Annotated in this window: 14 protein-coding genes and 6 pseudogenes; 5 read left to right on the forward strand and 15 right to left on the reverse strand. The window is 67.4% G+C overall.

What is annotated here, in order from left to right; translation table 11 throughout:
• Nucleotides 1–140: 140 nt before the first annotated feature.
• Nucleotides 141–2,423, reverse strand: coding sequence for an ATP-binding protein (locus OG734_RS04375; RefSeq protein WP_330286136.1), 2,283 nt, complete (start codon nt 2,421–2,423; stop codon nt 141–143).
• 434 nt (nt 2,424–2,857) lie between these two features.
• Complete coding sequence (locus OG734_RS04380; protein WP_330293557.1) at nt 2,858–3,226, reverse strand: hypothetical protein; 369 nt, start codon at nt 3,224–3,226, stop codon at nt 2,858–2,860.
• 11 nt (nt 3,227–3,237) lie between these two features.
• On the opposite strand from OG734_RS04380, the pseudogene OG734_RS04385 reads away from it, so the two are divergent.
• A pseudogene (locus OG734_RS04385) lies at nt 3,238–3,555 on the forward strand (PIN domain nuclease); the annotation flags it as partial.
• A 981-nt stretch (nt 3,556–4,536) separates the two neighbouring features.
• Here OG734_RS04385 and OG734_RS04390 read toward each other — a convergent pair.
• The 5 genes from OG734_RS04390 to OG734_RS04410 form a co-directional block, all read right to left on the reverse strand.
• Nucleotides 4,537–4,701, reverse strand: coding sequence for a hypothetical protein (locus OG734_RS04390; protein ID WP_330286137.1), 165 nt, complete (start codon nt 4,699–4,701; stop codon nt 4,537–4,539).
• A 250-nt stretch (nt 4,702–4,951) separates the two neighbouring features.
• Nucleotides 4,952–7,330 (reverse strand): hypothetical protein, encoded by a 2,379-nt coding sequence (locus tag OG734_RS04395; RefSeq protein WP_330286138.1) that lies wholly within the window; start codon nt 7,328–7,330, stop codon nt 4,952–4,954.
• 377 nt (nt 7,331–7,707) lie between these two features.
• Nucleotides 7,708–8,007 (reverse strand): hypothetical protein, encoded by a 300-nt coding sequence (locus OG734_RS04400; protein ID WP_330286139.1) that lies wholly within the window; start codon nt 8,005–8,007, stop codon nt 7,708–7,710.
• Nucleotides 8,008–8,617: 610 nt separating this feature from the next.
• Nucleotides 8,618–9,826: an IS4 family transposase gene (locus OG734_RS04405; protein WP_330286140.1), complete on the reverse strand. Its 1,209-nt coding sequence runs from the start codon at nt 9,824–9,826 to the stop codon at nt 8,618–8,620.
• 59 nt (nt 9,827–9,885) lie between these two features.
• Nucleotides 9,886–10,703, reverse strand: a protein-coding gene (locus OG734_RS04410; protein ID WP_330286141.1) for an IS5 family transposase whose coding sequence is annotated in 2 segments (ribosomal slippage) — nt 9,886–10,361 and nt 10,361–10,703 — 819 coding nt in all. Because the reading frame shifts where the segments join, the coding sequence is not laid out codon by codon here.
• Between the two features lie 75 nt (nt 10,704–10,778).
• Here OG734_RS04410 and OG734_RS04415 point away from each other — a divergent pair.
• Nucleotides 10,779–11,593, forward strand: a protein-coding gene (locus OG734_RS04415) for an IS5 family transposase (RefSeq protein ID WP_443064822.1) whose coding sequence is annotated in 2 segments (ribosomal slippage) — nt 10,779–11,133 and nt 11,133–11,593 — 816 coding nt in all. Because the reading frame shifts where the segments join, the coding sequence is not laid out codon by codon here.
• Here the strand turns inward: OG734_RS04415 and OG734_RS04420 are convergent.
• Nucleotides 11,565–11,900, reverse strand: a complete 336-nt coding sequence (locus tag OG734_RS04420; RefSeq protein WP_330285397.1) for an ankyrin repeat domain-containing protein — start codon at nt 11,898–11,900, stop codon at nt 11,565–11,567. The two genes, OG734_RS04415 and OG734_RS04420, sit on opposite strands and share 29 nt — an antisense overlap.
• Nucleotides 11,901–12,221: 321 nt before the next feature.
• Here OG734_RS04420 and OG734_RS04425 point away from each other — a divergent pair.
• A pseudogene (locus tag OG734_RS04425) lies at nt 12,222–12,386 on the forward strand (pirin family protein); the annotation flags it as partial.
• A 46-nt stretch (nt 12,387–12,432) separates the two neighbouring features.
• Here the strand turns inward: OG734_RS04425 and OG734_RS47875 are convergent.
• The 7 genes and pseudogenes from OG734_RS47875 to OG734_RS04455 all read right to left on the reverse strand — a co-directional run.
• The gene (locus tag OG734_RS47875; RefSeq protein ID WP_443065062.1) at nt 12,433–12,771 is read right to left on the reverse strand and encodes a hypothetical protein; all 339 of its coding nucleotides are present in this window, start codon (nt 12,769–12,771) and stop codon (nt 12,433–12,435) included.
• A 340-nt stretch (nt 12,772–13,111) separates the two neighbouring features.
• Nucleotides 13,112–13,624, reverse strand: coding sequence for an RICIN domain-containing protein (locus OG734_RS04430; RefSeq protein WP_330293559.1), 513 nt, complete (start codon nt 13,622–13,624; stop codon nt 13,112–13,114).
• Nucleotides 13,601–15,211: pseudogene (locus OG734_RS04435) on the reverse strand (glycoside hydrolase family 43 protein); the annotation flags it as partial. The gene OG734_RS04430 and the pseudogene OG734_RS04435, both read right to left, overlap by 24 nt.
• A gap of 67 nt (nt 15,212–15,278) precedes the next feature.
• A pseudogene (locus OG734_RS04440) lies at nt 15,279–15,417 on the reverse strand (IS701 family transposase); the annotation flags it as partial.
• A 105-nt stretch (nt 15,418–15,522) separates the two neighbouring features.
• Nucleotides 15,523–16,629, reverse strand: a complete 1,107-nt coding sequence (locus OG734_RS04445; protein WP_330286142.1) for a ricin-type beta-trefoil lectin domain protein — start codon at nt 16,627–16,629, stop codon at nt 15,523–15,525.
• Between the two features lie 358 nt (nt 16,630–16,987).
• Nucleotides 16,988–18,430 carry a non-reducing end alpha-L-arabinofuranosidase family hydrolase gene (locus OG734_RS04450; protein ID WP_330286143.1) on the reverse strand — a complete coding sequence of 481 codons (1,443 nt, stop codon included), beginning with the start codon at nt 18,428–18,430 and terminating at the stop codon, nt 16,988–16,990.
• Between the two features lie 331 nt (nt 18,431–18,761).
• Nucleotides 18,762–19,524 (reverse strand): annotated as a pseudogene (locus OG734_RS04455) (IS21 family transposase); the annotation flags it as partial.
• A gap of 208 nt (nt 19,525–19,732) precedes the next feature.
• On the opposite strand from OG734_RS04455, the pseudogene OG734_RS04460 reads away from it, so the two are divergent.
• Nucleotides 19,733–20,322 (forward strand): annotated as a pseudogene (locus OG734_RS04460) (xylosidase); the annotation flags it as partial.
• A 76-nt stretch (nt 20,323–20,398) separates the two neighbouring features.
• Complete coding sequence (locus OG734_RS04465) at nt 20,399–21,844, forward strand: glycoside hydrolase family 43 protein (RefSeq protein WP_330286144.1); 1,446 nt, start codon at nt 20,399–20,401, stop codon at nt 21,842–21,844.
• Nucleotides 21,845–22,278 lie beyond the last annotated feature (434 nt).

Below are 22,278 nucleotides of genomic sequence, written 5' to 3' on the forward strand. Positions count from 1 at the left end.
AAGGAGATCCGGCGTCGCACCAACGACGAATGGAACAGGCCCGCCGCTACATGGGACTCGCCCTACTGGCCCCGGCCAGCCTACCGATCCCGGTCAGGCGACCAGCGGATCACATGCGGAAGGGGACGGCCTCTGGCACATCACTCCTGCGCAGTGGATACGCGTCCCCGGCTTTCCACCCACCAGGCTGCGATCTGGGCACGCGAGCTGAAACCCAGTTTCGCCAGGATGTTCTCGACGTGGCGGTCGGCCGTGCTCGTGGAGCGTTCGAGGGCGGACGCGATCTGCCTGTTGCTCATACCCTTGGCCACCAGGGCTGCGACCTCCTGCTCCCGGGGAGTCAGCGGGAAGGGCGAGGTGACCGGGGCCGTGGCGGTGGGAGTGTCGATCTCCAAGGCGAAGTCGATGGCCTGCTCCGGGCCGACGTGGCGGGCACCCTCGGTGAGCGCTTCGGTGAACGAGGCCCGGCCCACAGCCCGTACAACCTGTTCCTCACACCGCTCGTGGTAATCGGACATACGCCGATTCAATGACGACAACACGGTGCCGACTTCCCGACACAGGGCATCCGCGGCGCCCAGTAGCCGTCCCGCCCGCACATAACTACCGCCGGAGGCGGTCGCCCAGGCGAGCTGCTCAAGCATCAACGCGACCGACACATAGTCGTTGAAGCCCCGCATGCATTCGAGTGCGGTCCGGATATGCGATTTGGCCGCCTCCACTTCGCCTCGGACCCAGGCGTTGTTGCCGAGCGCCAGCAACAGACGCGCGCGCGCCCACCGCTCCCCGTATGCCTCGGTGATGGCGAGGGCCTTCCTGCCCGTGTCCGATGCGCGAGAGTCCCCGGAAATGAGCTGCCCTTGGGCCAATGCGATCAGCCAGCCGGCCGCTTCGCGCTCCTCACCCAGCTCGGTCAGGGCGGCCACCGCCTGCTCGTAATGAGACGTTGCCTCCCCAACTCGCCCCTGGTGCTGCGCCGAAATGCCGCGGAAGCCGTGCAGGAAGGCGCGCAGCAAGTCACGCTCCGCACACCGGTCCAGTTCCCTGACCAGTTCGTCCGCCTCGTCCAGCCACCGGTCACCCACGGTCAGGTCGCCCTGCATCAGAGGCACCCAGGTTCCGAGGATCAACGCCCGGGCGCGGGTCGGCGTGGGCTCGGGCGCTGCGGCGAGCGCCCGCTCCAACTGCCGACGCCCCTCGCGGAGGAATCCCGTGTGCCAGTGGTGGCTCAGCGCCGTGACCAGGGCGAGTCTGGCCTGGTTGTCGGCGTCGCAGTCCAGGGCCGCCAACAGGTTGGGGTGTTCAGCGCGCAGCCTTTCCAGTGCTTCCGCCTGGTCGGGGCCGAACCAGCAGTCGTCGATGTGCTGGGCGAGGGCGAGGATGAAGTCCCGGTGGCGCAATTGCAGCCGTTCCTCCTCGCCGGACTCGACGAGCCGCTCGCGCGCGTACTGCCGGATGGTCGCCAGTAGCCGGTAGCGCAGCGGACTCCGTCCCTCGCACGTCAGCACGACAGAGCGCATGATCAGTCGGTCCAGCAGGTCCATGACCTCGTCAGGATCGATACCGTCGCCCGCGCAGACGCCTTCGACGCTGTCCAGGGTGAAGTCACCGGCGAACACCGACAACCGGGCCCACAACAGCTGCTCGGCGGTACTGCACAGATCCCAGCTCCACTCGACCGTCGCACGCAGCGTGCGCTGATGCGGCGACGCGCCCCTCGAACCGACCGTGAGCAGCGCGAACCGGTTCTCCAGCCGGTCTGCCACCTGCTCAAAGGTGAAGCTTCGCAGCCGCGACGCGGCCAGCTCGATAGCCAGCGGCAGTCCGTCGAGGTCCTCGCACAGCCGGATGACCGCGGGCCGGTCCGCCTCGGTGATCTCAAAGAACGGCCGAACGGCGGTGACCCGGTCCCGCAGCAGTTCCACCGCTTCGTCCGAAGGCAGGGGGTCCACGACAAGGACGTGCTCGCCGGTGACACCCAGCCTCTCCCGGCTCGTCGCCAGAACGCGCAGCTCGGCCGCGGCGGAGAGCAGCCCCACCACCACCTGCGCGCAGGCGTCGAGCAGGTGCTCGCAGTTGTCCAGCACCAGCAGTGCCCGGCGCCGGGACAGATATCCCGCGAGCTGCTCCAGGCCAGCCAGGGAGCCCTGCTCCGCCAGCCTCAGGGCGTACACGATCGCGGACGCCACCGCCGACGGGTCCTGCACCGGTGTCAGGTCCACCAACCACACCCCGCCCGGGAACTCCTTCACCGAGGCTGCGGTCGCCTCCATGGCCAGCCGGGTCTTGCCCACCCCGCCCGGCCCTGTGAGTGTCAGCAGTCGCGCCGTCTCCAGACGGCGACGGACCTCGGCGGTCTCACGCCGCCTGCCCACGAACGTGCTGATCGGAGCAGGCAGGTTATTCGCTGGGGTGGCGCACATATCTCAATTTTATGCGAATCAGATCAATCCACATCCACCTTCCGTAGGATCTGTCCGGTTTCCTCCGACGACTTGCCGACCGGTACGCTCGACGGTCCGGCAGCCTCGCCCGTCACAGCTTCCTCTTCCGCAGAAAACCCCGCGACCGCCGCTCCGGCCAGGTGTTGATCACATTCTCCGGTGGTGAGACTGCGGGGAGTCTCTGTTCATGGCGAACCTCACGCCCTGCCGCCTTGCCCGCAGGACTCCTCGTCGCGCAGGTCGAGCCGGTGCGGGTGGGCGCTGATCTCCAGAGCGGTGCCGCTGCAAGCGCAGGCGGCGAAGACCGCGTCGGGTTCGGCATCGATGCCGGGGCGCCTGCCGATGAGGCGGGAGGCGGGGTGGCCCGTGATGGCGACGTACGGGTTCTCGCAGACCCCGTGCCCGCCGCCGGGTCAGCGCGTCACGCCCCAGGTTGACGTGCGAGTGAACCGAGGCCGACGGGGCGAGCCCGACGGTGAGGTCGGTATGGGTGTGCGCAGGTCCGACTCTGTGATCGGTGCGGGCAGTTCGACCCGCAGCCCGGCCTCGATCTCGCCGCGGTCCTCGCGCAGGGTCGGCGCGACGCAGGGCAGTCCGAGCTGCGCGCAGACCTCCTCCTCGGTCTCGGAGACGATCTTGTCACCGGTCTCGACGTCGAAGAGCCCGTACTCTGAGAGCTTGAGCTTCTGATGGACGGCGCGCTCGCGGGTGCGGTGATTGTGCGCCTTGGACGGTGAAGTACTGGAGCGCGACTCCCAGGAGTCCAGCTGCCCGACACCCAGGTCAAACGTGCGGCCTCGTCGCGATCTGCGACCTCACCGAACTGGAAGTCCTCTACTCGGATCGTTCGGCCACGGACCGCGTCCGCTTGAAGGCGGCACTCGACGCCCACTACACCTGGTGCCCCATGCCCGAGGGCGTCTACCGCCGCTCACGCACCATCCAGGAACAACTGACCGCCAAGGGGGAGCACCGCAGCGCGGGCCCCGTCGACCTCCTGGTAGCCGCCACGGAAGAAGCAGGACTCACCCTGCTCCACTACGACCACGACTTCGAAACCATCGCTCGCACGACGGGCCAGCCGGTCCGCACGATCGACCTCAAGCAGTAGAACTCGCCCGGCACCGACGAGCACCGAGCTTCTGACCGACCCTGCCTCATGGCGGTCAGTACACAGGGGCCTGGGCCGTCTCCCGACACCCGAGGTCACCGGGCAGCACTTCCGGATCCTCGTGTCCAGCCAGCGTCCAGAATTCGACGTCCAGACGCTCGCACAGCCCACCCACGACGCCATCCTCCAGCCATGGGACGATACGTCTGCGCAGGTCAGAGTGTCCTCAACTAACGCCGATGGCAGCGGAGTCGAACTCACGAGCAACGGATTCAGCCCCGTGGACCAACGCCCTGAATCCGCACCCCAGATGAGACGTTTCCGCAGTTCACAGGAGTGCACGGTGGGGCGGGTGGGACTCGAACCCACGGCCGACGGATTATGAGTCCTTTGAGGATCTTCCCCACCCGTCCCGATCCTGCTCTGGTTTTCGCGTTTTCGCAGGTCAGGAAAGCGAAGGTGTCCCGTCTCTACTTTGGCTTTCCTGATCCATACCGATCCTTCTGTCCACTACGCGTCCACTGGACGTCTTCATCGGAACGTCCGCGCACATCCACACCACGCACCGAGCGAGAGAACCGCAGGTCTCATCACTGCCCGCCGGGTACTTCAGCTCCCTGCGCAGCTGATTCCCCTTCCAACGTCCAAACGTTCCGCCCCGGCACTCGGGGCAGAGCCTGTGCGGCCGTTTTCACATCTGCTACAGCCGTCGACCTCACGGCAGCATCGGTTCACCTCCGCTTTCGCGGAGAGCACCACGTCATCGATCACCGAAGTCACCACGCTCCCGGTTCACCTCCGCTTGCGCGGAGAGCACGGCACCGACGAGGCTCGGTCGTGGGATGCCGACGGTTCAACTCCGCCGAAGCTCATGGGCGTGCCTGGGGAGCCCGGAGTTGCTCCCCAGAAACCGGGCCTTCCGCCAGTTTGTGCATGCCGACGGCTGGCCGCAACTTGCGATGGGAATTTTGGGCCGGTGCCTCAAGACTGATCCTTAAGTTCGTCGACCACGGTGAAACCCAGTTCACGGAGCACTGATACTGAGTGTCCGAAGCCGTGGGCCTCCAGAAAGGCGCCGCGGCCCCGCCGGTCGAACTCTTCGATTGCCTGCATGACCGTTGAAGCAGTGATGTCTGTGAGCGCCATGGTGCGAACGATAGGACACACCACTGACCCTTTCTGGATGGGTTGCTTCCTGTAGGTGGCGTTGTGCGGTCAGGGGTGAACACGACTGCCTGGGGGTCTGAGGCGGAGGCGGCGGAGGCCCTGGAGGGTCGTCGCCGACGTCGTGCGCTGAGAGGCCGACGGGGCAAGAGTTCCGGGGTGGGCCATCGTCTGACGCTGACGTGGCCCCTGACATTTCGTCAGGGGCCACTTGTCGCGAGAGAGGTTGCGGTTACCGGTCGGCCCGGCCACCCGCGATCTGCTGCCGCTCACGCTGCACCCTCTGCACCACTTCGGGCTTGACGTGGCGTCCTTCCAGGGTCTGGGCGAGTCCGTCCAGCAGTTGGGTCGCTGAGTCGCGTCGGCCCAGTTCCTCCAGGCCGACCGCGCAGCGCGTGACGTCCTGCGTCAGGCGGATGTGGCCGAAGGTGTTCGCCGCAGCGTCGAAGTCACCGTATGCGCGCTCGGCCAGTTGCCGACCGGCCTCCGCGTCGGTTCCCCTGGCCTCGATGCTCGCCGTGCCGTTCCGGGTCGTGAGGACCTTGCCGGGGACGGCAGTTGCGGTGGCCAGGCATGCGGCCGAGTGCTTGGCCACTGCCGCGTCGGGGATCCGTTCGGTGACCTCGCGCAGCACGTCGTTGGCGTCGTCCAGGACGCGGCTGCCGCCCAGTGCGAGGACGCGTCCCACGGTGTCGGTGAACACGTCGTCCGCGAGGCGTTCCTGTTCGCGGCTGGCCGGACGCTTCACTCGGACGGTGATCGGGTCCGCCAGGATCTGGCCGCCAGACGCGCCGTCGGCGGAGGGCGACGCGCCGTCGTGGGCAGCCCGCAGCGCCGCGTACACCCTGTAGGCGCCGGGCTCGGAGATCTGCCAGCCGCCGAGGCCCGAGGAGAGGACGACCTGCTCGTACAGCGATTCGTTCGGCTGCAACAGGACGGGCTCGGGGCGCAGGCAGTAGCGCAGGTACGGCTGGACCACACGGGCCTCTGTCGTGCCCTCGCGCTGGACGAGGATGCTGAGGTTGTCGCTGCGCAGCGTCGCGCGGTCCACCATCGCGGGGACGCCGGTGGTGTTGGTCAGCTTCAGCTCGCCGATCACGGGCTCCAGCATGGCGAACCGGTACGCGCCCTCCCGGTCGGCACTGCGGTTGAACCGCAGCGTGAGTTCCAGCGACCCGGTGCCGGCACTGCGTCGTGCCTGCTCGAAGCCGTGGTGGTCGAACCAGGGGATGTTGCCTTGCTGCACGAATCGCGCGGGAGCATGCCGCAGGAAGCGGAGTTCGTCCTCCGAGAAGAAGAACCGGAAATCCGAGAAGAACGCCTGCGGTCCGCCGTTGAAGCGGTGCGGGTAGTTCATGAAGCTGAGCGCCTCGGGCTCGTCCCGCAGCGGAATCCAGGGCGTGGGCAGCGACTTCTGCCAGGAGTGCGCGAGGTTGAAGCAGTGACCGATCTCGTGCACCGCCGTCCAGAAGCGCATCCGCCGCACATACGCCTCGGGGTCGGGGTCGTTCGGCGGTTGCTCGGAGATGAACGACTTGGAGAACACCGCGCAGCCCTGCCGTTGGGCGGTGCCGATGTCGTCGAACATGATGCCGCCCAGGCCGGGACCCATGTCGTGCTGTCCGGCGAACAGCGTCCACACCTGCCACTGGGCGAGGCCCTGTCCGGAAGGACCGGGCTTCCACTCGGACCAGTGCTGCTGCATGGCGTCGTGCATCTCGATGTCGGACCACGTGCCGTTCACGGAGGCCGAGAGCGGAATCACGTTGCTGCCCCGGGTACGGGTGACGTGAATACCCTGTCGGCTGAACGCGTCCTCCACGGTGAGTTTGATGTTCGGGAGGTCGGCTGGCCGCACCGGGTGGTCGTGCAACTCGTACTCGTCGGTCTGTTCGGCGTCGGAGACCCTGTCGTACTCGATCCCGACCTCACGGAAATGCGGCGTGACGTGCGAGTAGCGGGCCACCTCGTCTGGGGCGTCCGGCCGTAGGAAGGTCACCAGCGCGCCCATGTGCTGCAGTGGCGGGTTGCCGGTGAGCCGAAGCCGGATCGCGGTGCCGGGCCGCAGGGACGTGTTGCCGTCGCGGTACCCGATCGGTCCGGTGTACGAGCCGTTCGGCTCCTTGCGGACCTTGGCGATCCAGGTGAGCCGACCGCTGGTGAGCCGCCAGATCGTACCGGAGACCGTCATGGTGGGAGCCGGGCCGTCCACGTCCACGCGCAGCTCCTCGAAGGAGACGGCGGCGCTGTCGGGCGCGGCCATCTCGGTCTGAGCCTGGGCCTGCCCGGACACGATCTGCTGCAGGGTGGCCTGTTCGCCGTCGCCCGGCGACACGGCCGACGTCAGGGGAAAGCCGACCGCTCCCGTCGCGACCGCTCCCGCCTCGGCGGCGGGACCGGTCGCGACGGCCTGCCCCCCGTTCCCGGCCGGGACGGGGCGGTTGTCGCGCCGGTATACACCGCTGCGCCGTGTCGTCGCGATGCCTTCGGCTTCTCGTGCTGTCTCATACCCGATCTGCTCTTCGCCGCCCAGACGGCGGGAGATCGTGCCCATCACTGCGGTGACGAGTTGGTCGAACTCGCTGCGCGGGCTGGATTCCTGCGTGGTCATGTTGCCTCCTGCTTCCGACATTGCGGAGCATGCGCGGGTGAAGGGGGACGTTGAACGGCTGGAAGCCCAGACCGTTCGGGACTTGAGAACGTGGACACGTGGGACGCCGACCCGCGAACCTGGAGCCAACACGAGCGGCTGGTTGAGGCGTCGTTCGGCGGACGCAGCGCCGGACACGCGAAACGCACGGGGAGGCCCGATAAACGCGCTTGTTCCCACTGGTCAGTGAAAGCCCGCCGAAGGCGAGGCGCAACCGGACCGCCGGTGGCCGGACCCTCGTGGCGCAGGGTCGTGAGTGGAACCGGAATTGGCCTGCAGGAAGGAGGGTGTCGAGCAGAGATTGCACGGGGACCATCAATCCCGCGCGGGAACGGGTATCAGAGGTAGCCGGGGAGGTCGCCGCCGGTCACGGCCTGCAGGCTGCCGTCGGCAGCGAGGCTGATCCGGACCGATCTGGTGACACCTGGGTCGACACGCATGTTCAGACGGTCGGTTGCGTCGACCCGTACATCGATCGAGTGGTCCCCCTCCGACAGGCGGAGGGGGATAGACCGGGCGAGACCGATCTGCAGCCGAGTGCGTACGTCGGGATCGTCCAGGACGACGTCTCCATCCACGACGACCACGATGTGCTGGCCCCGGAAGCCTTCCTCCAGCGCGATGGTCAGCTCACTCATGACTTGCCCTCCATCGGTGGCTCATCGTCCGGGCTCCAGTGCGGCCATACTCATGCACCCTGTGGACGGCAGCAACCGCCGTGCACAGGTCAGGCTGTGCGTTGCCGCAGACATGCGGTACGCGAACCTGAAGACAACCTCTGTGCGGAACGTGCTACGCCGCCTGAGGTACAGGGTGCCCGCCGCAGTCTGCTGACCGAGGGACACGGCTGCCGTCTGATCCTGGACCTCGACACCACGCTGGTCGCCTGCCACTCGAGAAAGCGCAGGCCGCACCCGCCACCAGATACGCCCATGAGAACCACTGACAGCCGCAGTGATCGCTAGACCATCAGGCCCGGATGACACCACAACACCACGTATGCACACCCGCGTTCGCGGCTTAGTCCCAATGCTGTTGCTTTAAGGGTCTGCGGGTTGGGGTCGTTTGATGTGGATGGCTTGAGCGCCGGCGCGGGTGGGTTGTGGCCAGTGATGGTGTTCAGGCCGTTTGAGCCAGTAGTTGGACATCTTGCGCTTCACGACGCGGGGCTGGCTGCGCAGGCGTCTGACGGGCAGGAGTCTTTCCAGGAGATCCTCTTGAAGGACTTGCAGTGCTTGGACCAGGAGCTCAGGGGGAAAAGCCGCCCGGGGTGACGGTCACGCTACGCCGGGCGGAGCGCAGAGTTTCGGTGAACGAGATGCGGTCGGGGTCGAGTTGACGGGTGGCCGCGGTTCTCAGCATCAGTTCCCGCAGCGCGTGATGGACCAGCAGATGGGCCCAGATCTGCTGGAGGACACCGTCCGGCGTCTTGCTGCTGAGCACGACCTTCGCACCGCGCTGGTAGGTCTTGATCTCAGCGAAAACGGACTCGATCTCCCAGCGCTCACGATAGAGCGCGGCCAGCTGCCGGGCCGGATAACGGCGGGGGTCCACAAGAGTGGTGACCAGGCGGAAGTCGCCGGCCACAGCAGCGCCGCCGGTGTCTTTGAGCTGGTAGGCGATGACGCGGACCGGCACCGGGTCACGCTTGGCCCGGTCGGTGCCGGCGTGGATGTCGGAGAGCCATGACCCGTCACGAAGCAGCTTGCGCACGGGCAGAACGCGGTTGGCCGGCACCCGCCACAACAGGTCGGCACCGGTGGCGGTGAAGGCCCGCCACAGCGGGACGCCCAGGAACTCTCGGTCCGCAAGAACCAATTGGCCCGCACCGCACGACCGTGGCAGCCGGCCGACCAGGGTGACTTCCCCGGTCCGGCAGCCGGCCAGTTCCGCGTCCAGCACCGCGTGGCTGCCCACTTCCACCAGCGCCGCCATCCGCACCTGAACGAAGGCACTCCGGCCCGTTCCGCGGCCGTTGCCGGGACGGCCGAAGGCTGCCTGGTTGGCTTCGGTGTCGGCGACGTCCCAGCAGGTCCCGTCGACGGCCAGCAGCCGCAAGCCCCGCCAGAACGCCCCGGGCGTCGACTCGGTCGCCATCGGCTTCGCCATCGGCTTCGCTGTCGCCGCGAACAACACCTGAAGCGGCTCAAAACCCAGCCGCTGCCGGGCCCGGAACAGTGATGACTTCGCCGGAACGTGCCAGTCACCCAGCAGCCCCAGGCCCCGCAGCCCCGCCACCAGGTGTCGCATGACCTCGAGATACGGAGCAGGCGAGAACAGCGCCAGCCCCAACACGAAGTACACCACCAACCGCGCAGGAAGCAGTCGCCTTCGTTGCTCTGAACGTCCGCACGCGGCCACCACCCGGTCCACCAACCCCGGCGGATACACCCAGGTCAACAAGCCAAGACCCGATAAGTCAGACGCACTCGCAGCCACCCGCACCACCCCCGGCACCCACTCCCAACCACCCTACGCCCACGGCAAAAGCAACGGCATTGGGCTTAGACCGTGTCCTATGTGGTGAGGCGGACGTATCGCTTGAAGCAGCAGAGGGCGGCCGCGAGGCCGAGGAAGGCCAGGTAGTTGCGGGGGTGGTGTTCGTAGCGGTGGTTGAGTCGTCGGTAGCCGGTCAGCCAGGACATGGTGCGCTCGATGACCCATCTGCGGCGACCGAGTCGTTCGCTGGACTCGATTCCCTTCCGCGCGATACGGACTCCAATATGCTTGCCCCATAACCACTTTCGCAGGTGAGGGACGTCGTAGGCCTTGTCTGCGTGCAGGCGTTGGGGCTTGAAGTGGCGGCCGCGATGGGGGTCGTGTCTCGTTTGGTGACCCTCGACCATGGGCTTCAGTGCGAGGCTGTCGTGGACGTTGGCCGCGGAGATGCCGACGACCATGGGCAGTCCGTTCGCGTCCGACAGGACGTGCATCTTGGAACCCGGCTTGCCCCGGTCCACGGGGCTTGGACCTGTGTGTTCGCCCCCTTTTTCGCCCTGACGTGGGCGGAGTCGAGGACTGCTCGGGAGAGGTCCAGGAGGCCGGCATCGTCGAGCCGGTGAGGGATCTCCTCGTGCAGGCGGCCCCACACCCCAGCCCGCGACCAGATCACGAACCGCCGGTGCGCGGTCGACTTTGAAATCCCGAAACACGGCGGCAACGCCCGCCAGGCACACCCGCTGACCAGCACGTAGATGATCGCCGCGAACAGCGTCTCATCAGGCGTGTCCTGCGTTCCGCCGCCCTGCCGCCGCACTTTGGACGGCGGGATCAGCGGCTTCGCGATCTCCCACAGCCCGTCCGGAACAATCCAACTCCACGTATCCCGCCCCATGATCAGGCCAACGATCGCCTCACCACATAGGACACGGTCTTAGAAGCCATCTCATTTGGCTGGCTTGTTAGGCTCTTGGCTGTGGTGGGGATCGTTGAGCGGCTGGTGCCGGACGAGTTGTGGGCGCTGTTTCAGCGGGTGGTTCCGGAGGCGCCCTCACGGCTTCAGGGCGGTGGTCGGCGGCGGCACGGTGACCGTGAAGTGCTGGCTGCCATCGTGTTCGTGGCAACGTCCGGTTGCACCTGGCAGCAGTTGCCGGCCGCGTCCTTCGGGCCGTCCGGCGCGACGGCTCACCGCCGCTTCACCGAGTGGACGAAGGCCAGGGTCTGGGCGAAGCTCCACCGCCTTGTCCTTGACGAACTCGGCTCCCGCGGTGACCTGGACTGGTCTCGGTGTGCGATCGACTCAGTGAACATGCGCGCCCTGAAAAGGGGGACCTGACAGGTCCGAATCCTGTCGACCGGGGCAAGTACGGCTCAAAGATCCACTTGATCACGGAGCGGACCGGTCTGCCCCTGTCCGTGGGAATATCGGGTGCCAACGTCCATGACAGCCAGGCCCTGATCCCGCTCGTGAAGGGCATACCGCCGGTCCGCTCCCGCCGGGGACCCCGACGTCGCAAGCCCGACAAGCTTCATGCCGACAAGGGCTACGACTATGCCCACCTGCGGCGATGGTTAAGCAGCCGAGGCATCCGGCACCGTATCGCCCGCAAGGGAGTTGAGAGCTCCCAGCGGTTGGGACGTCACCGTTGGACGATCGAACGCACCATGTCCTGGCTCGCCGGCTGCCGCCGTCTCCACCGTCGTTATGAGCGCAAGGCCGAGCATTTCCTCGCTTTCACGAGCATCGCCTGCACCCTCATCTGTTACCGGCGGCTCGGCCGCTGATGTGGGTCCGCAGCAGTTTCACCGCCAGGTCGTGGCCGTAGTGCTTGGCGATGTCCATGGGGGTGCGACCGTCTGGATCGGCGAGCTCCGGGTCAGCCCCGAAGGCCAGCAGCACGGCAGTGGTGTGCACGGTCAACGGTTGGCCGCTCTGCAGGGAGCCGTCGCCCTCGGCGTCGATCGCGTGCGTCAGCAGCGTCATGTTGCTGAAGGCCTCATCAGGATCGGTACCGTGGGCCAGCAACCGGGCCAGGGTCTCGGCATCCTCGTGCTCGACCGCGTGATGCGCGGGTGTCCAGTAGTCGCTCACCAAGGCATTCAACCGCCACCACAGCACGTCTGCCAGCGACTATCTACACAGTCATCCACCAATTGAGATGACGTCTTAGTCTCGAACCCGGACTCCTCCGCCTGCTTCCCGGTCTCCGACCGATACCGGATCTTGTACGGGTGGGGGCACTTCGACCATCTCGACCGCGGATGCTCGCACTCCTTGAAGAACGACCCCATTCCACGAGCCAACGAACCCTGGGTCACGGTCAACCAACTCCTCGCGACTGATGCTGACGGTTTGCTGACCGGCAGCCATCCCAGAGGGCGCTGACCTGCGGAAACAACGGCGAGGTTCGATATGTGGTGGAACTTCGTCGGGCGGACGCAGGAGGAGATCGTGCAGGCTCGCGAGGACTGGGCGAAGGGGACCCGTTTCGGCGAGGTGAAGGGCTACGACGGGGACCCGCTGCGCGCACCGGCTCTGCCCGAAACGCCGCTGAAGCCACGGGGAAGGGTGCGCTGACCAGGGAAAGTCCGGGCCGGCGGACCCGGGCGGCCGGGAACGCCTGTCAGCCTGTCCAGTTACCGGGATCTCTGGCAGCGCAGCCCCTCGGATACTGCCTCACGGCAGCCTCCTTGATCGTCCGCGTTTCTAGCAGACGGTCTGCATATGGGGAGACCGTGTCGCGGTTGGGGCCGACCACGACGAAGCTGCCGAGGCGGGCGGTATTCCTTTCGGCCCGGTAGACGGCTTGTCCGGTTTCCGCGCGCAGCCGGACGATCGGGACTCGTGGACCGCGCTCAGGTAGCCCGGCCATCGTGGCTATGCGGCCGCGGTGAGGGCTGGTGAGGAACCGAACGGTGGCGTAGCCGTTGCTGGTTGGAGTGAGGTCGGCCGCGAGGCCCATGGCTGTGTCGAGGCAGGCTGCCCATGGATCTAGGCCGAGCGCGTGCTGGACGACACAACGACAGGCCACTACTCCCACGGCACCTCCCGCCCTACGCTCCACCAGCGGAAACGCAACCCTCAAGTCCGGAAAACTGTGAGGATGATCTGATGCCGCTTCGAGCGGTGGCCTGACTCGCGCAAAGACTGGCTTTGGTGCCTTTCTGTTGATCTGTCGGACACCGCAGAAAGCACTCCTTTCGGACCTCGATGTCGGCTGTGCGACCTCGCGCGCGCCCACCGAAACTCCCCTTGCCCAGCGGGTAAGGGGAGTTTCGGTGGGCTTGAACCAGATACCGGTGTCAGCAGGAGCGCGAGCCCACGAAGCCGACGCGGACGAGCTTCCACTGCTGGTTCACGCCGCCCCAGTCCGAGTACTGGACGATGCCGGTCCCGTCGGCGGAGGAGAAGCCCGGTACCTCGACGGCCTTCCCGCTGTTGCGGTTGATCAACCGGACGTATCCGTCCGGTGAGTCCGCCAACCGGAACTGCTGGTTCACGCCACCGTGGTCGCTCCACTGGTTGATGGCGGCGTTGTCGGCCGTCGACCAGCCGGAGACGTCCAGCAGCTTGCCGGAGTGCCTCGCCTTCAACCGGTAGTAGCCGTCACCGGAGTCCACGAACTGAAACTGCTGGTTGGTCCCGTCGTAGCGGCCCCACTGTGTGAGCGCGGCGCCGTCCGCGGCGCTCGCGCCCGCCACGTCCAGTGCCTTGCCGCTGTTGCGGTTGACCACGACGTACCAGGCGTTCGTGTCCACCGTGCCTGCTTGCGCCGTCGGCGCGCACGCGCGCAGGTCGAAGCGTTCCACCCGCACTTTGCCGCCGAGGGCCTTGGTGGCGTGGTTGAAGACGGCGAAGCGGTAGCCCATGAAGAAATGAGGTCTCTCGCTCATGGTGAAGGCCGGGCCGAGCGGGGTGAAGGTGGTGCCGTCGGTGCTGTAGGAGAACGTCGTCTGGCGGCCCGGCCCCGGGCTGATGTCGGCGGTGGCGCGCAGCCAGACGCGACTGCCGGACGCGGGGAGGTCGGCGCGGGCCTGCTCGGTGCCGGTGCTGCTGGTGTTCCAGCTGGCGTCCATGGTCAGGCCGTCGAACATCACCAGCCTGCTGACGCCGTTCTGCCGCGTGACGCCGATCCAGGCGGAGGAGTCGCGCAGCATCGCCAGCCCGGCCCGGTCGCCGTCCGCCATCCCGGAGCAGTCGAGCACGACGGTCGCGGTGGAGGCGGGGCCCTGGATGCGGCGGGTGAGGGTGTTACGGGCGCTGTAGAGGTCGTCGGTGACGGTGGCGGTCCTGAGGGTGAGCCCGTTGTCGACGGTGAACGCGGCGGTGTCGGGGTTGTGGTTCCACTCCCAGTACGGCGCCAGCGCCGTCCCCTCGAAGGTGTCGGCGCCGGTCATCGGCGGGAGCGGGTGCGGGGTGACCGGGTAGGGGTAGGTCTCGCCCCACGTGCCGTTGACGGTCTGGAGCTCGGGCCAGCCGGCGGCGTTCCAGGTGACCGGCGCCAGGGCGGGGACGCGGCCGCCGGGATAGGCGTCGATGAAGCCCATGTAGTACCAGTCGCCGTTCGGGGTGTCGACCAGCGAGCCCTGGTGCGGTATGCCGCCGCCGGGGATCGGGCCGGGCAGGTCCAACAGCACCTCCCGCATCTCGTACGGGCCGAAGGGGCCTGAGGTGGACTTCCAGATGTACTGGCCGTTGGGCGGGCGGGTGACGAAGATGTAGTAGTTCCCGTTGATCTTGTAGAAGCGGGAGCCCTCCATCAGGTGCAACGCGTCGGGCTTGGTGAGCACGTGCTCGGACCTGACCTCGGTGCGCATGTCCGGGGAGAGCTGCGCGACGTGGATCTCGTTGGCGCCGTACGCCACGTACGGGGTGCCGTCGTCGTCGAAGAGCAGCCCCGCGTCGTAGTAGATGCTGCCGATCTCGGCGTGCCGGGTCCAGGGGCCCGCCGCGGCGGTGGCGCTGTATACGTACGACCGCTGCCAGCCGATCTGGCCCAGCCAGTAGAAGGTCTTGTCGCTGGGGCGGTAGCGCATCGAGGACGCGTAGATGCCCTGGACGTACGCCCGTCCGCCGTTGAGGTCGTACGCGTCGCCGAAGTCGAGGACCGGCACCGAGTGGCCGATGAACTCCCAGTTGACCAGGTCGTAGGAGCGCAGGACGGGCGCGCCCGGCGAGTAGTGCATGGTCGAGCCGGTGTAGTAGTACGTGTCGCCGACGCGGATGACCTCGAGGTCGGCGAAGTCCTGCCAGATCACCGGGTTGGTGAACCGCTCCTGCTGGGCCGTCGTGGCCGCCGCCGCGCGCATCGCGCCCATCGCCGGCAGTGTGGTGCCCGCGGCCAGGCCGGCGGTGACCGCCATGACTCTCCGGCGGCTGTGGGGGTGTTGGAGCCAGGACATGCAGATCAGCTTCCTCACGGGTAAGGGGGCCGAGAGACCGAAGTTCGAAATGTCGGACATCATTCTCGGATGGCGTCGAGGATCTGGTAGAGGGTGAACCCGCTGTATCGGCTTTTGGGAGCCAGGCGCTGCTCGGTCAGGAACGCGTGGGCGGCGGTGACCAGGGTGACGTGGTGATGCCAGCCGGTCCAGGAGCGGCCCTCGAATCCCGGGACCGGGGCGGGGAGGGGCTCCGGTCCCGGGAGCGGGGCGGGGAGGGGCTCCGGTCCCGGGAGCGGGGCGGGGAGGGGCTCCGGTCCCGGGAGCGGGGGTCATCCTGCGGTCAGAGTGGTCCACTTCTGGTTTGAGCCGCCGTGGCAGTCCCACAGTTGGAGCTGTGTGCCGTCGGTCGTGGAGAAGCCCGGAATGTCGAGGCAGCGGCCGGAGGCGGGGTTGCGGTAGCCGCCGTTGTAGGGCTCCCAGATCTGGTTGGAGCCACCGTGGCAGGACCAGATCTGCACCTTGGTGCCGTTGGCCGTGCCGAAGCCGGCGGCGTCGAGGCACTTGCCTATGGAGCGCAGGGTGCCATCGGTGTAGGCGGACCAGTACTGGTTGATGCTGTCGCCGCAGCTCCAGATCTGGACGGCGGTCCCGTCGGCGGTGCCGAAGCCGCTGACATCCAGGCACTTGCCGCCCATGTCGGACTGCACGCGTGCGGGGGCGGGGGCGGGGTTCCTCAGCCACCCGGCGCTGTCCGCGGACTGGATGCCGCGGTGGAAGGCGTCGGCCATCTTCTGGTAGCCCGCGTCGTTGGGATGCAGGGCGTCGTCCAGGTCGGCCGTGGTCAGGCTGCTCATGTCCACGTACCCGACGTGCTTGCCCGCGGACTGTGCCTCGCTCACGATCTGGGGAATGGCCTGGTTGTACGCGGCACGGTACTGCTCCTCCGAGCCGCTGGTGGACACGACCAGGGAGGCCACGAGGACGGTCGCGTCGGGGACGTCGGCGGTGATCTGGTTGACCAGCGACTTCAGCCGGTCGGCGGCGGTGGAGACCTGATAGCTCCCGGCCAGGTCGTTGGTGCCGATCATCAGCGTCACGACGTTGGGCCGGTAGCGGGTCAGCGAGGCGTCGGCGAGTTCGGCGATCTGGTGGATCCTGTATCCGGAGTGACCTTCGTTGTCGGGGTCGGACATCGAACCGCCCCGCAACGTGCCGACGAAGTCCAGCGGATGGCCGTCCGCCGCGAGCATGTCCCACAACGGACCCCGGTAGCCGTTGCCCGTGCTGCTTCCCACGCCCCAGGTTATGGAGTCACCCAACGGCATGACCCGCAAGGGCGTGTTCGAGGCGGCGGAGGCAGGTGCCACACCTGCTGCCGTCATCCCGAGCGCGGCCATGACCAGCGTGATGAGGGACAGTACCCAAGGCTTTCTCATGCAGTCGTCCTCTTCTGCGAGTGAGTGCTGAATCTGGCGCGGGCTGCTCGACGTTCGTGTCGGCAACTCGGCTGCTGTGCCGTCCCGTTGGCATCGGCGGGCACATGACGTACTGGCGGAACGGCGTGGTGAGGAACCTGTGCGTAGCCGGCTGTCCGCGACCGCTCCCACAGCGGGCGGGCATGCCCGGTCCCCTCGCAGTGAAAGCACTGGCCGGCCACGGGTGGGCGTTGTCACGTTGTCGGGTGGGTAGGGCCTGACGGTGTCGAGGCATGCTTCAGTCGGGCTCCGGGCCCGGTTCGGCGTGCGTCGTTGCCCGCGAACGTGAGGAACACCGGGACCTGCGTCATGCCGCCGGCTAGCGCTGCAGTGTCAGTACCCCCGGCCGGTAGGGCAGGAGGCCGTAGTCCCCGCCGTCGGTGCTGGGGTCGCGCCCCTGGTAGAGGAACTGCAGATTGCAAGGGTCGATGGTCTTGGTCTGGTCGGGGTTGGTGCGAACCACATCGCCGTGGCTGATGTCCCTGGTCCAGGCCGTCGCTCCGCTGTTGGCACTGCCGGCGAAGGGGTTGGTCACGGTGTCGGCCCCGGCCTGCGGTGTCCACGTGCCGTCGAGGCTGGTGGCCGTGAACGAGCGGAAGTAGCGACCGAACCCTGTGTAATTCTGGGCCTCGACGATCATGAGGTACTGGTTCTGGCCCTGGACCTTGTAGACCTCCGGCGCCTCGAACAGGTTGAGCGCCGTGTCGCTCATGATCTTCGTGAACGAACCGAAGGTGCCCGGGAAGTTGCCGATGGGCATGCTGGCGCGGTAGATGCCGCCCTCATCGTCGGCGAAGAACATGTACATGTTCGTGTCGTCGCCGATGAGGGTCACGTCGAGGGGGCCGCCCTTCGGGAGGGTGCCCGTGAACAGCTCCTGCTGCGGGCCCCAGCCGTTGGGGTTGGTGGGATCGCTCGAGGTGCGGTAGGAGAAGCTGTATGGCCAACCCCCGTTGTAGGCGAGCACCCAGAGGTTCTTCGGGGCGAAGTAGAACAGCGTCGGCGCGATGCCGTCGAAGGGGATCGGGTTCTGGGTGGCGGTGGCCATGTCGGACCAGTTCGTGAAGGGGCTGAAGGTCGTCAATCCCCAGCGCCCATCGTTACCGGCGAGGGTGTTGTGCGTCGTGGCATAGACGACGTGCTTGCCGTTGTGGACGACGTTGGTGAAGTCCTTGAGCGAGGCCCACCCCGCCTTCGGCTGCGCCAGCGGGCCGGTCGAGGTCCAGCGGTACGTCGACGGAAGACCACACACGTTGTTCGCCCCCGACAGGCCGGTCCACTTCTGGTTGGTGCCGCCGTGGCACGACCAGATCTGCACCGCCGTGCCGTTGGTCTTGCCCCAGCCCGAGACTTCCAGGCACAGCCCGGACTGCACGCCGACGACCGTGCCGTCGGCGTTCACCCGCCACTGCTGGTTCGCACCGCCGTTGCAGGTGCGGATCTGCACCCGGACCCCGGACGTGGTGGCGCTGCCCGGGACCTCCAGGCACTTGTTGCCGTACACCGTCAGCTGGCTGCTGTCCGTCAACGTCCACTGCTGGTTGATTCCGCCGTGGCAGTCCCAGATGTGCACGTTCGCGCCGTCGGTCTGACTGAAGCCCTCTACGTCGAGACACCGGCCGGAATCCACACCGCGCACATCGCTGGTGGTGGCCGCCTGAGCCGGGCCGGCCACGAGCAGCGCCGCCAACGCGGCCAGGGCCGCAACCACGGCGGCGAGCACCACCGACGGACGTCTGCGACGGAAACTACGTGTGCGCATAAGGACCTCGTCATCCCTGAGCAAGCGGCTCCGGTCCACCCCGTCAGAGGCGGTCCGGATGCCGACGTGGCACGACCATGTCCGACATGCCGAACAAGGGTCGAAGTGTCGAGCAAGAGAATGCTAGACATCCCATGAATGACGTCAATACTTCTCACACGATTCGCGGACAGAAACGTTCGCAGGCTGAAACCAGGCGGCCTCAAGTCCCGTGCCTGTAGGGGTCTTTGGCTGAGGGTCAGGTAGCGATGCGGGCGCGGGCTTGGACAGGCACCGTTGCAGTACTGGTTGCCGCCGCTCCCGAAAAGGTTGCCGCCCGGTCCAAGTTGAGGGTGTGAGGGGCCACGGGCAGCGGATGCAGGCGGGTGCGTTCGACCGTCCAGCGCGGAGGCCGGTGCCCTGCCTGCCTCGCGGTGGACGCGGGTGCTGACCTGCCGCCAGAAGATCGCGCAGGCCCCGTGGAGTTCGGCGAAGCTGCTGTGCTTCTCCCGCAGGTTCGCGAAGGTGGATCAGGTCCGTCTTCGCGATACGGACGGTGGCCTCGCCGCCCCCATGTGGACTCGGGATCGAACGGGACGCAGGCGGGCACTTGCAGGCCGTAGTGGCGTCCTGCGGCCACGACTTGAGGATGACGGACCGCGATCCCGGTGCCCCGGTCGATGGTCATCGTCTTCTCGTTGTCGGTGAGTAGACAGGTCGGTGCCCCGCCGATCGCCCGCAAAGTGGAGTCGATGCACGAGATCACCGTGGGCGGGGTCCGGCCCCAGACCGGGATCACCACCCGGAAGCGGGACCACGCCAGCCATGCGGGGAACAACAGCGTCTCGCGCTCGCTTCCACCGCCCGGACCAGGCACTTTCGGGCCCCATCTCCCCAGTCGAACCGCAACCAGAGACCGGGCTCGGCCATCCACGGCCGGTAAGTACGACGGTGGCCGGCCCGCCACTGTTCCCTTCGCCCGCGCGACCGCCCGCCGCGTCGTCCGCTCGTCCCCGGTGAACCCAGTAGCTGGAGGCGTTCGTGAGCTTGTCGGCTCGCACCGTGCGCTGCGACCGGTCGACCCACTCCTCAATCTTCGGCATGAATGGGTCGATCAAGGATCTTGTGCTGTCCACCATCAACTCCTAGGATCCATGCCGTCCGAAGGATCGGTTCACGTTCGCGGTATCGAACACGCCCGGCCGAAGCGGCTTGCGCATGGTGCGCATGCCGGGCATGACAGCACCCGCATCATCCGTCCAGTAAGGCTCTCCCCCGCACGCCTGTGCCGCGCGGCCGTGAACCTCCTGTTAGGCCTGGCGCGGCTGGCCCGTCGTCCAACTCGTAGGCGGTGCCTGGGGCACGTCGTACCCCAGCCCCGTCCTGCCGCCCCCACCCCGCCAGGTCACCCCACTGACCGGCGGCGACACCTTCGACGGAACGACCGTGAAACCGAAGTGGGAAGGGAACCACAATCCGGACCACGACAAGTGGTCCGTCAACAACGGCCTGACCCTGCGCACCGCGACGGCCACCAACCACCTGTACTGGGCCCGTAATACCCTCACCCACCGGATTCAGGGACCCACCTCCACCGCGAGACCATCCAGCTGGACTACGCGACGATCCGCGACGGACGGCAACTGGAACACCACCGGCACCGAAGTCGCGAGCGCCAACGTCACGGGCGGTCGCATCCGGCTGCGCGCGGCCGCCGACATCCGCCCCGGCGCCTCCCGTTCGGGAAACTCCTCCACAGCACCGACGGCACCAGCTTCACCCGCCTAAGACCCGCGTTCACCAGGGGCCACACCTGGCAGTTCTTCACGGGCTACCGCTTCGCCCTTTCCGACTACGCCACGCAGACACTCGGCGGCTCCGTCCGCATCACACGGTTCGCGCTGACCACACCCCGAGCGCGGCAACGTTCCTCCTCCGCATCTGACAGCCGCTCAGTCCCCGACCCGCAGCACCAGGAAGGACCACACCATGGCCAGTACCGCCGTCCACAGGCGAACGGCTCACCCGACCGCAGTGAGATCACCCGCCACCGGTACGAGACTCGCCCGAGCGACCTGGGGGCTGATCCTCATACTGGTGTTCGCCGTCCTTCCTGCCGTGGTGCAGCCCACGGCGGCCAGGGCCGACAACCCGATCGTGCAACACGTCTACACCGCCGACCCGGCCCCGCTGGTGTACAACGGACGGGTCTACCTCTACACCGGGCACGACGAGGACGGCTCCACCTCCTCCTTCGTGATGAAGGACTGGCGGGTGTGGTCCTCCGCCGACATGGTCAACTGGACCGACCACGGCTCGCCGCTCAGCCTGGCCACCTTCAGCTGGGCGTCCGCCGACGCGTGGGCGGGCCAGGCCGTCGAACGGGGCGGCAAGTTCTACTGGTATGTGCCGGTGACGGCCCGGGCGACCGGCCGGATGGCAATCGGCGTGGCGGTGTCGGACAGCCCCACCGGACCGTTCCGGGACGCCCTCGGCCACCCGCTGGTGGAGAACAGTGAGATCGACCCGACCGTCTTCATCGACGACGACGGCCAGGCCTACCTGTACTGGGGCAACCCGAACCTGTGGTACGTCAAGCTGAACGCGGACATGACGTCCTACGCAGGCAGCCCCGTCCAAATTCCGCTCACCACCGCGGGCTTCGGAACCCGCACCGACAACCCCGACCGCCCCACGCTGTACGAAGAAGCACCCTGGGTCTACAAGCGGAACGGCCTGTACTACATGGTGTATGCGGCCAGGTGCTGCGCGGAGTTCATCGCCTATTCCACGGCACCCAGCCCGACCGGGCCGTGGACCTACCGTGGAACAGTGATGCCCGCCCAGGGCAACAGCTTCACCAACCACGCGGGCATCGTGGACTTTCAGGGCAACTCGTATTTCTTCTACCACAACGGCGCCCTCTCGGGCGGCGGCGGCTTCACCCGCTCGGTCGCAGTGGAGAAGTTCTCCTACAACGCTGACGGAACGATCCCGACGATCAACATGACGGACACCGGTGCACCCCAGCTCGGTGCGCTTGACCCGTACGTACGCCAGGAGGCCGAGACGATCGCCTGGGGTTCCGGGATCGAGACCGAATGGACCAGTGACGGCGGAATGAACGTCGGCTGGATCGAAAACGGCGACTACACCAAGGTCAAGGGAGTGGCCTTCGGGCCGGGCCCGTCCTCCTACACTGCGCGCGTGGCCTCCGCCACCGGCGGCGGCACCGTCGAGCTGCGCCTGGGCAGTCCGAGCGGGACGGTCGTGGGCCGGTGCAGTGTGCCGAACACCGGCGGCTGGCAGGCCTGGACCACGGTGACCTGCCCAGTGAGCGGCGTGACGGGAACCCAGGACCTCTACCTGCGGTTCACCGGCGGCAGCGGCTACCTGTTCAACATGAACTGGTGGCAGTTCACCCGCGCCGCGTAACCGCACCGCGCCGACTTGCTCCTCGGGCTGAAGCCCAAGGATTCCGGCCTTCCCGTCCGTTGCTGTGCCGCTACACGGCACAGTCTTCGGACGGGAATCCGTGGCTTCCTGCTTCGTTGCGCTGTGGCCGGGACGAGTCCTGGCCTGACCTGCGCTCCACAGGCTGTAACCGCCAGCCCGGCGGCCGTTTTCACCTCCCCCGCCGACGTCCCCCGCCTGACATCACCGCCGCCCTGACGGCGACGCGGCGCGGAGGCTCCGCCGACGCGCAACACCAGTGAGCGCGCCCCGATCCCCGACTGCGTCCGCGCCGCCCATCCCGCCCTCCCACATCCTCAACTCCAGCCAGGGCATGGTCGAAGGGGTCGCAACGGGGATCCGGGAGGAGCCGCCGCCTTCGACCTGCCCCTCAGCCTCGATGCTCCCCGCTGGAC

This window comes from Streptomyces sp. NBC_00576 (assembly GCF_036345175.1).
Classification (GTDB): domain Bacteria; phylum Actinomycetota; class Actinomycetes; order Streptomycetales; family Streptomycetaceae; genus Streptomyces.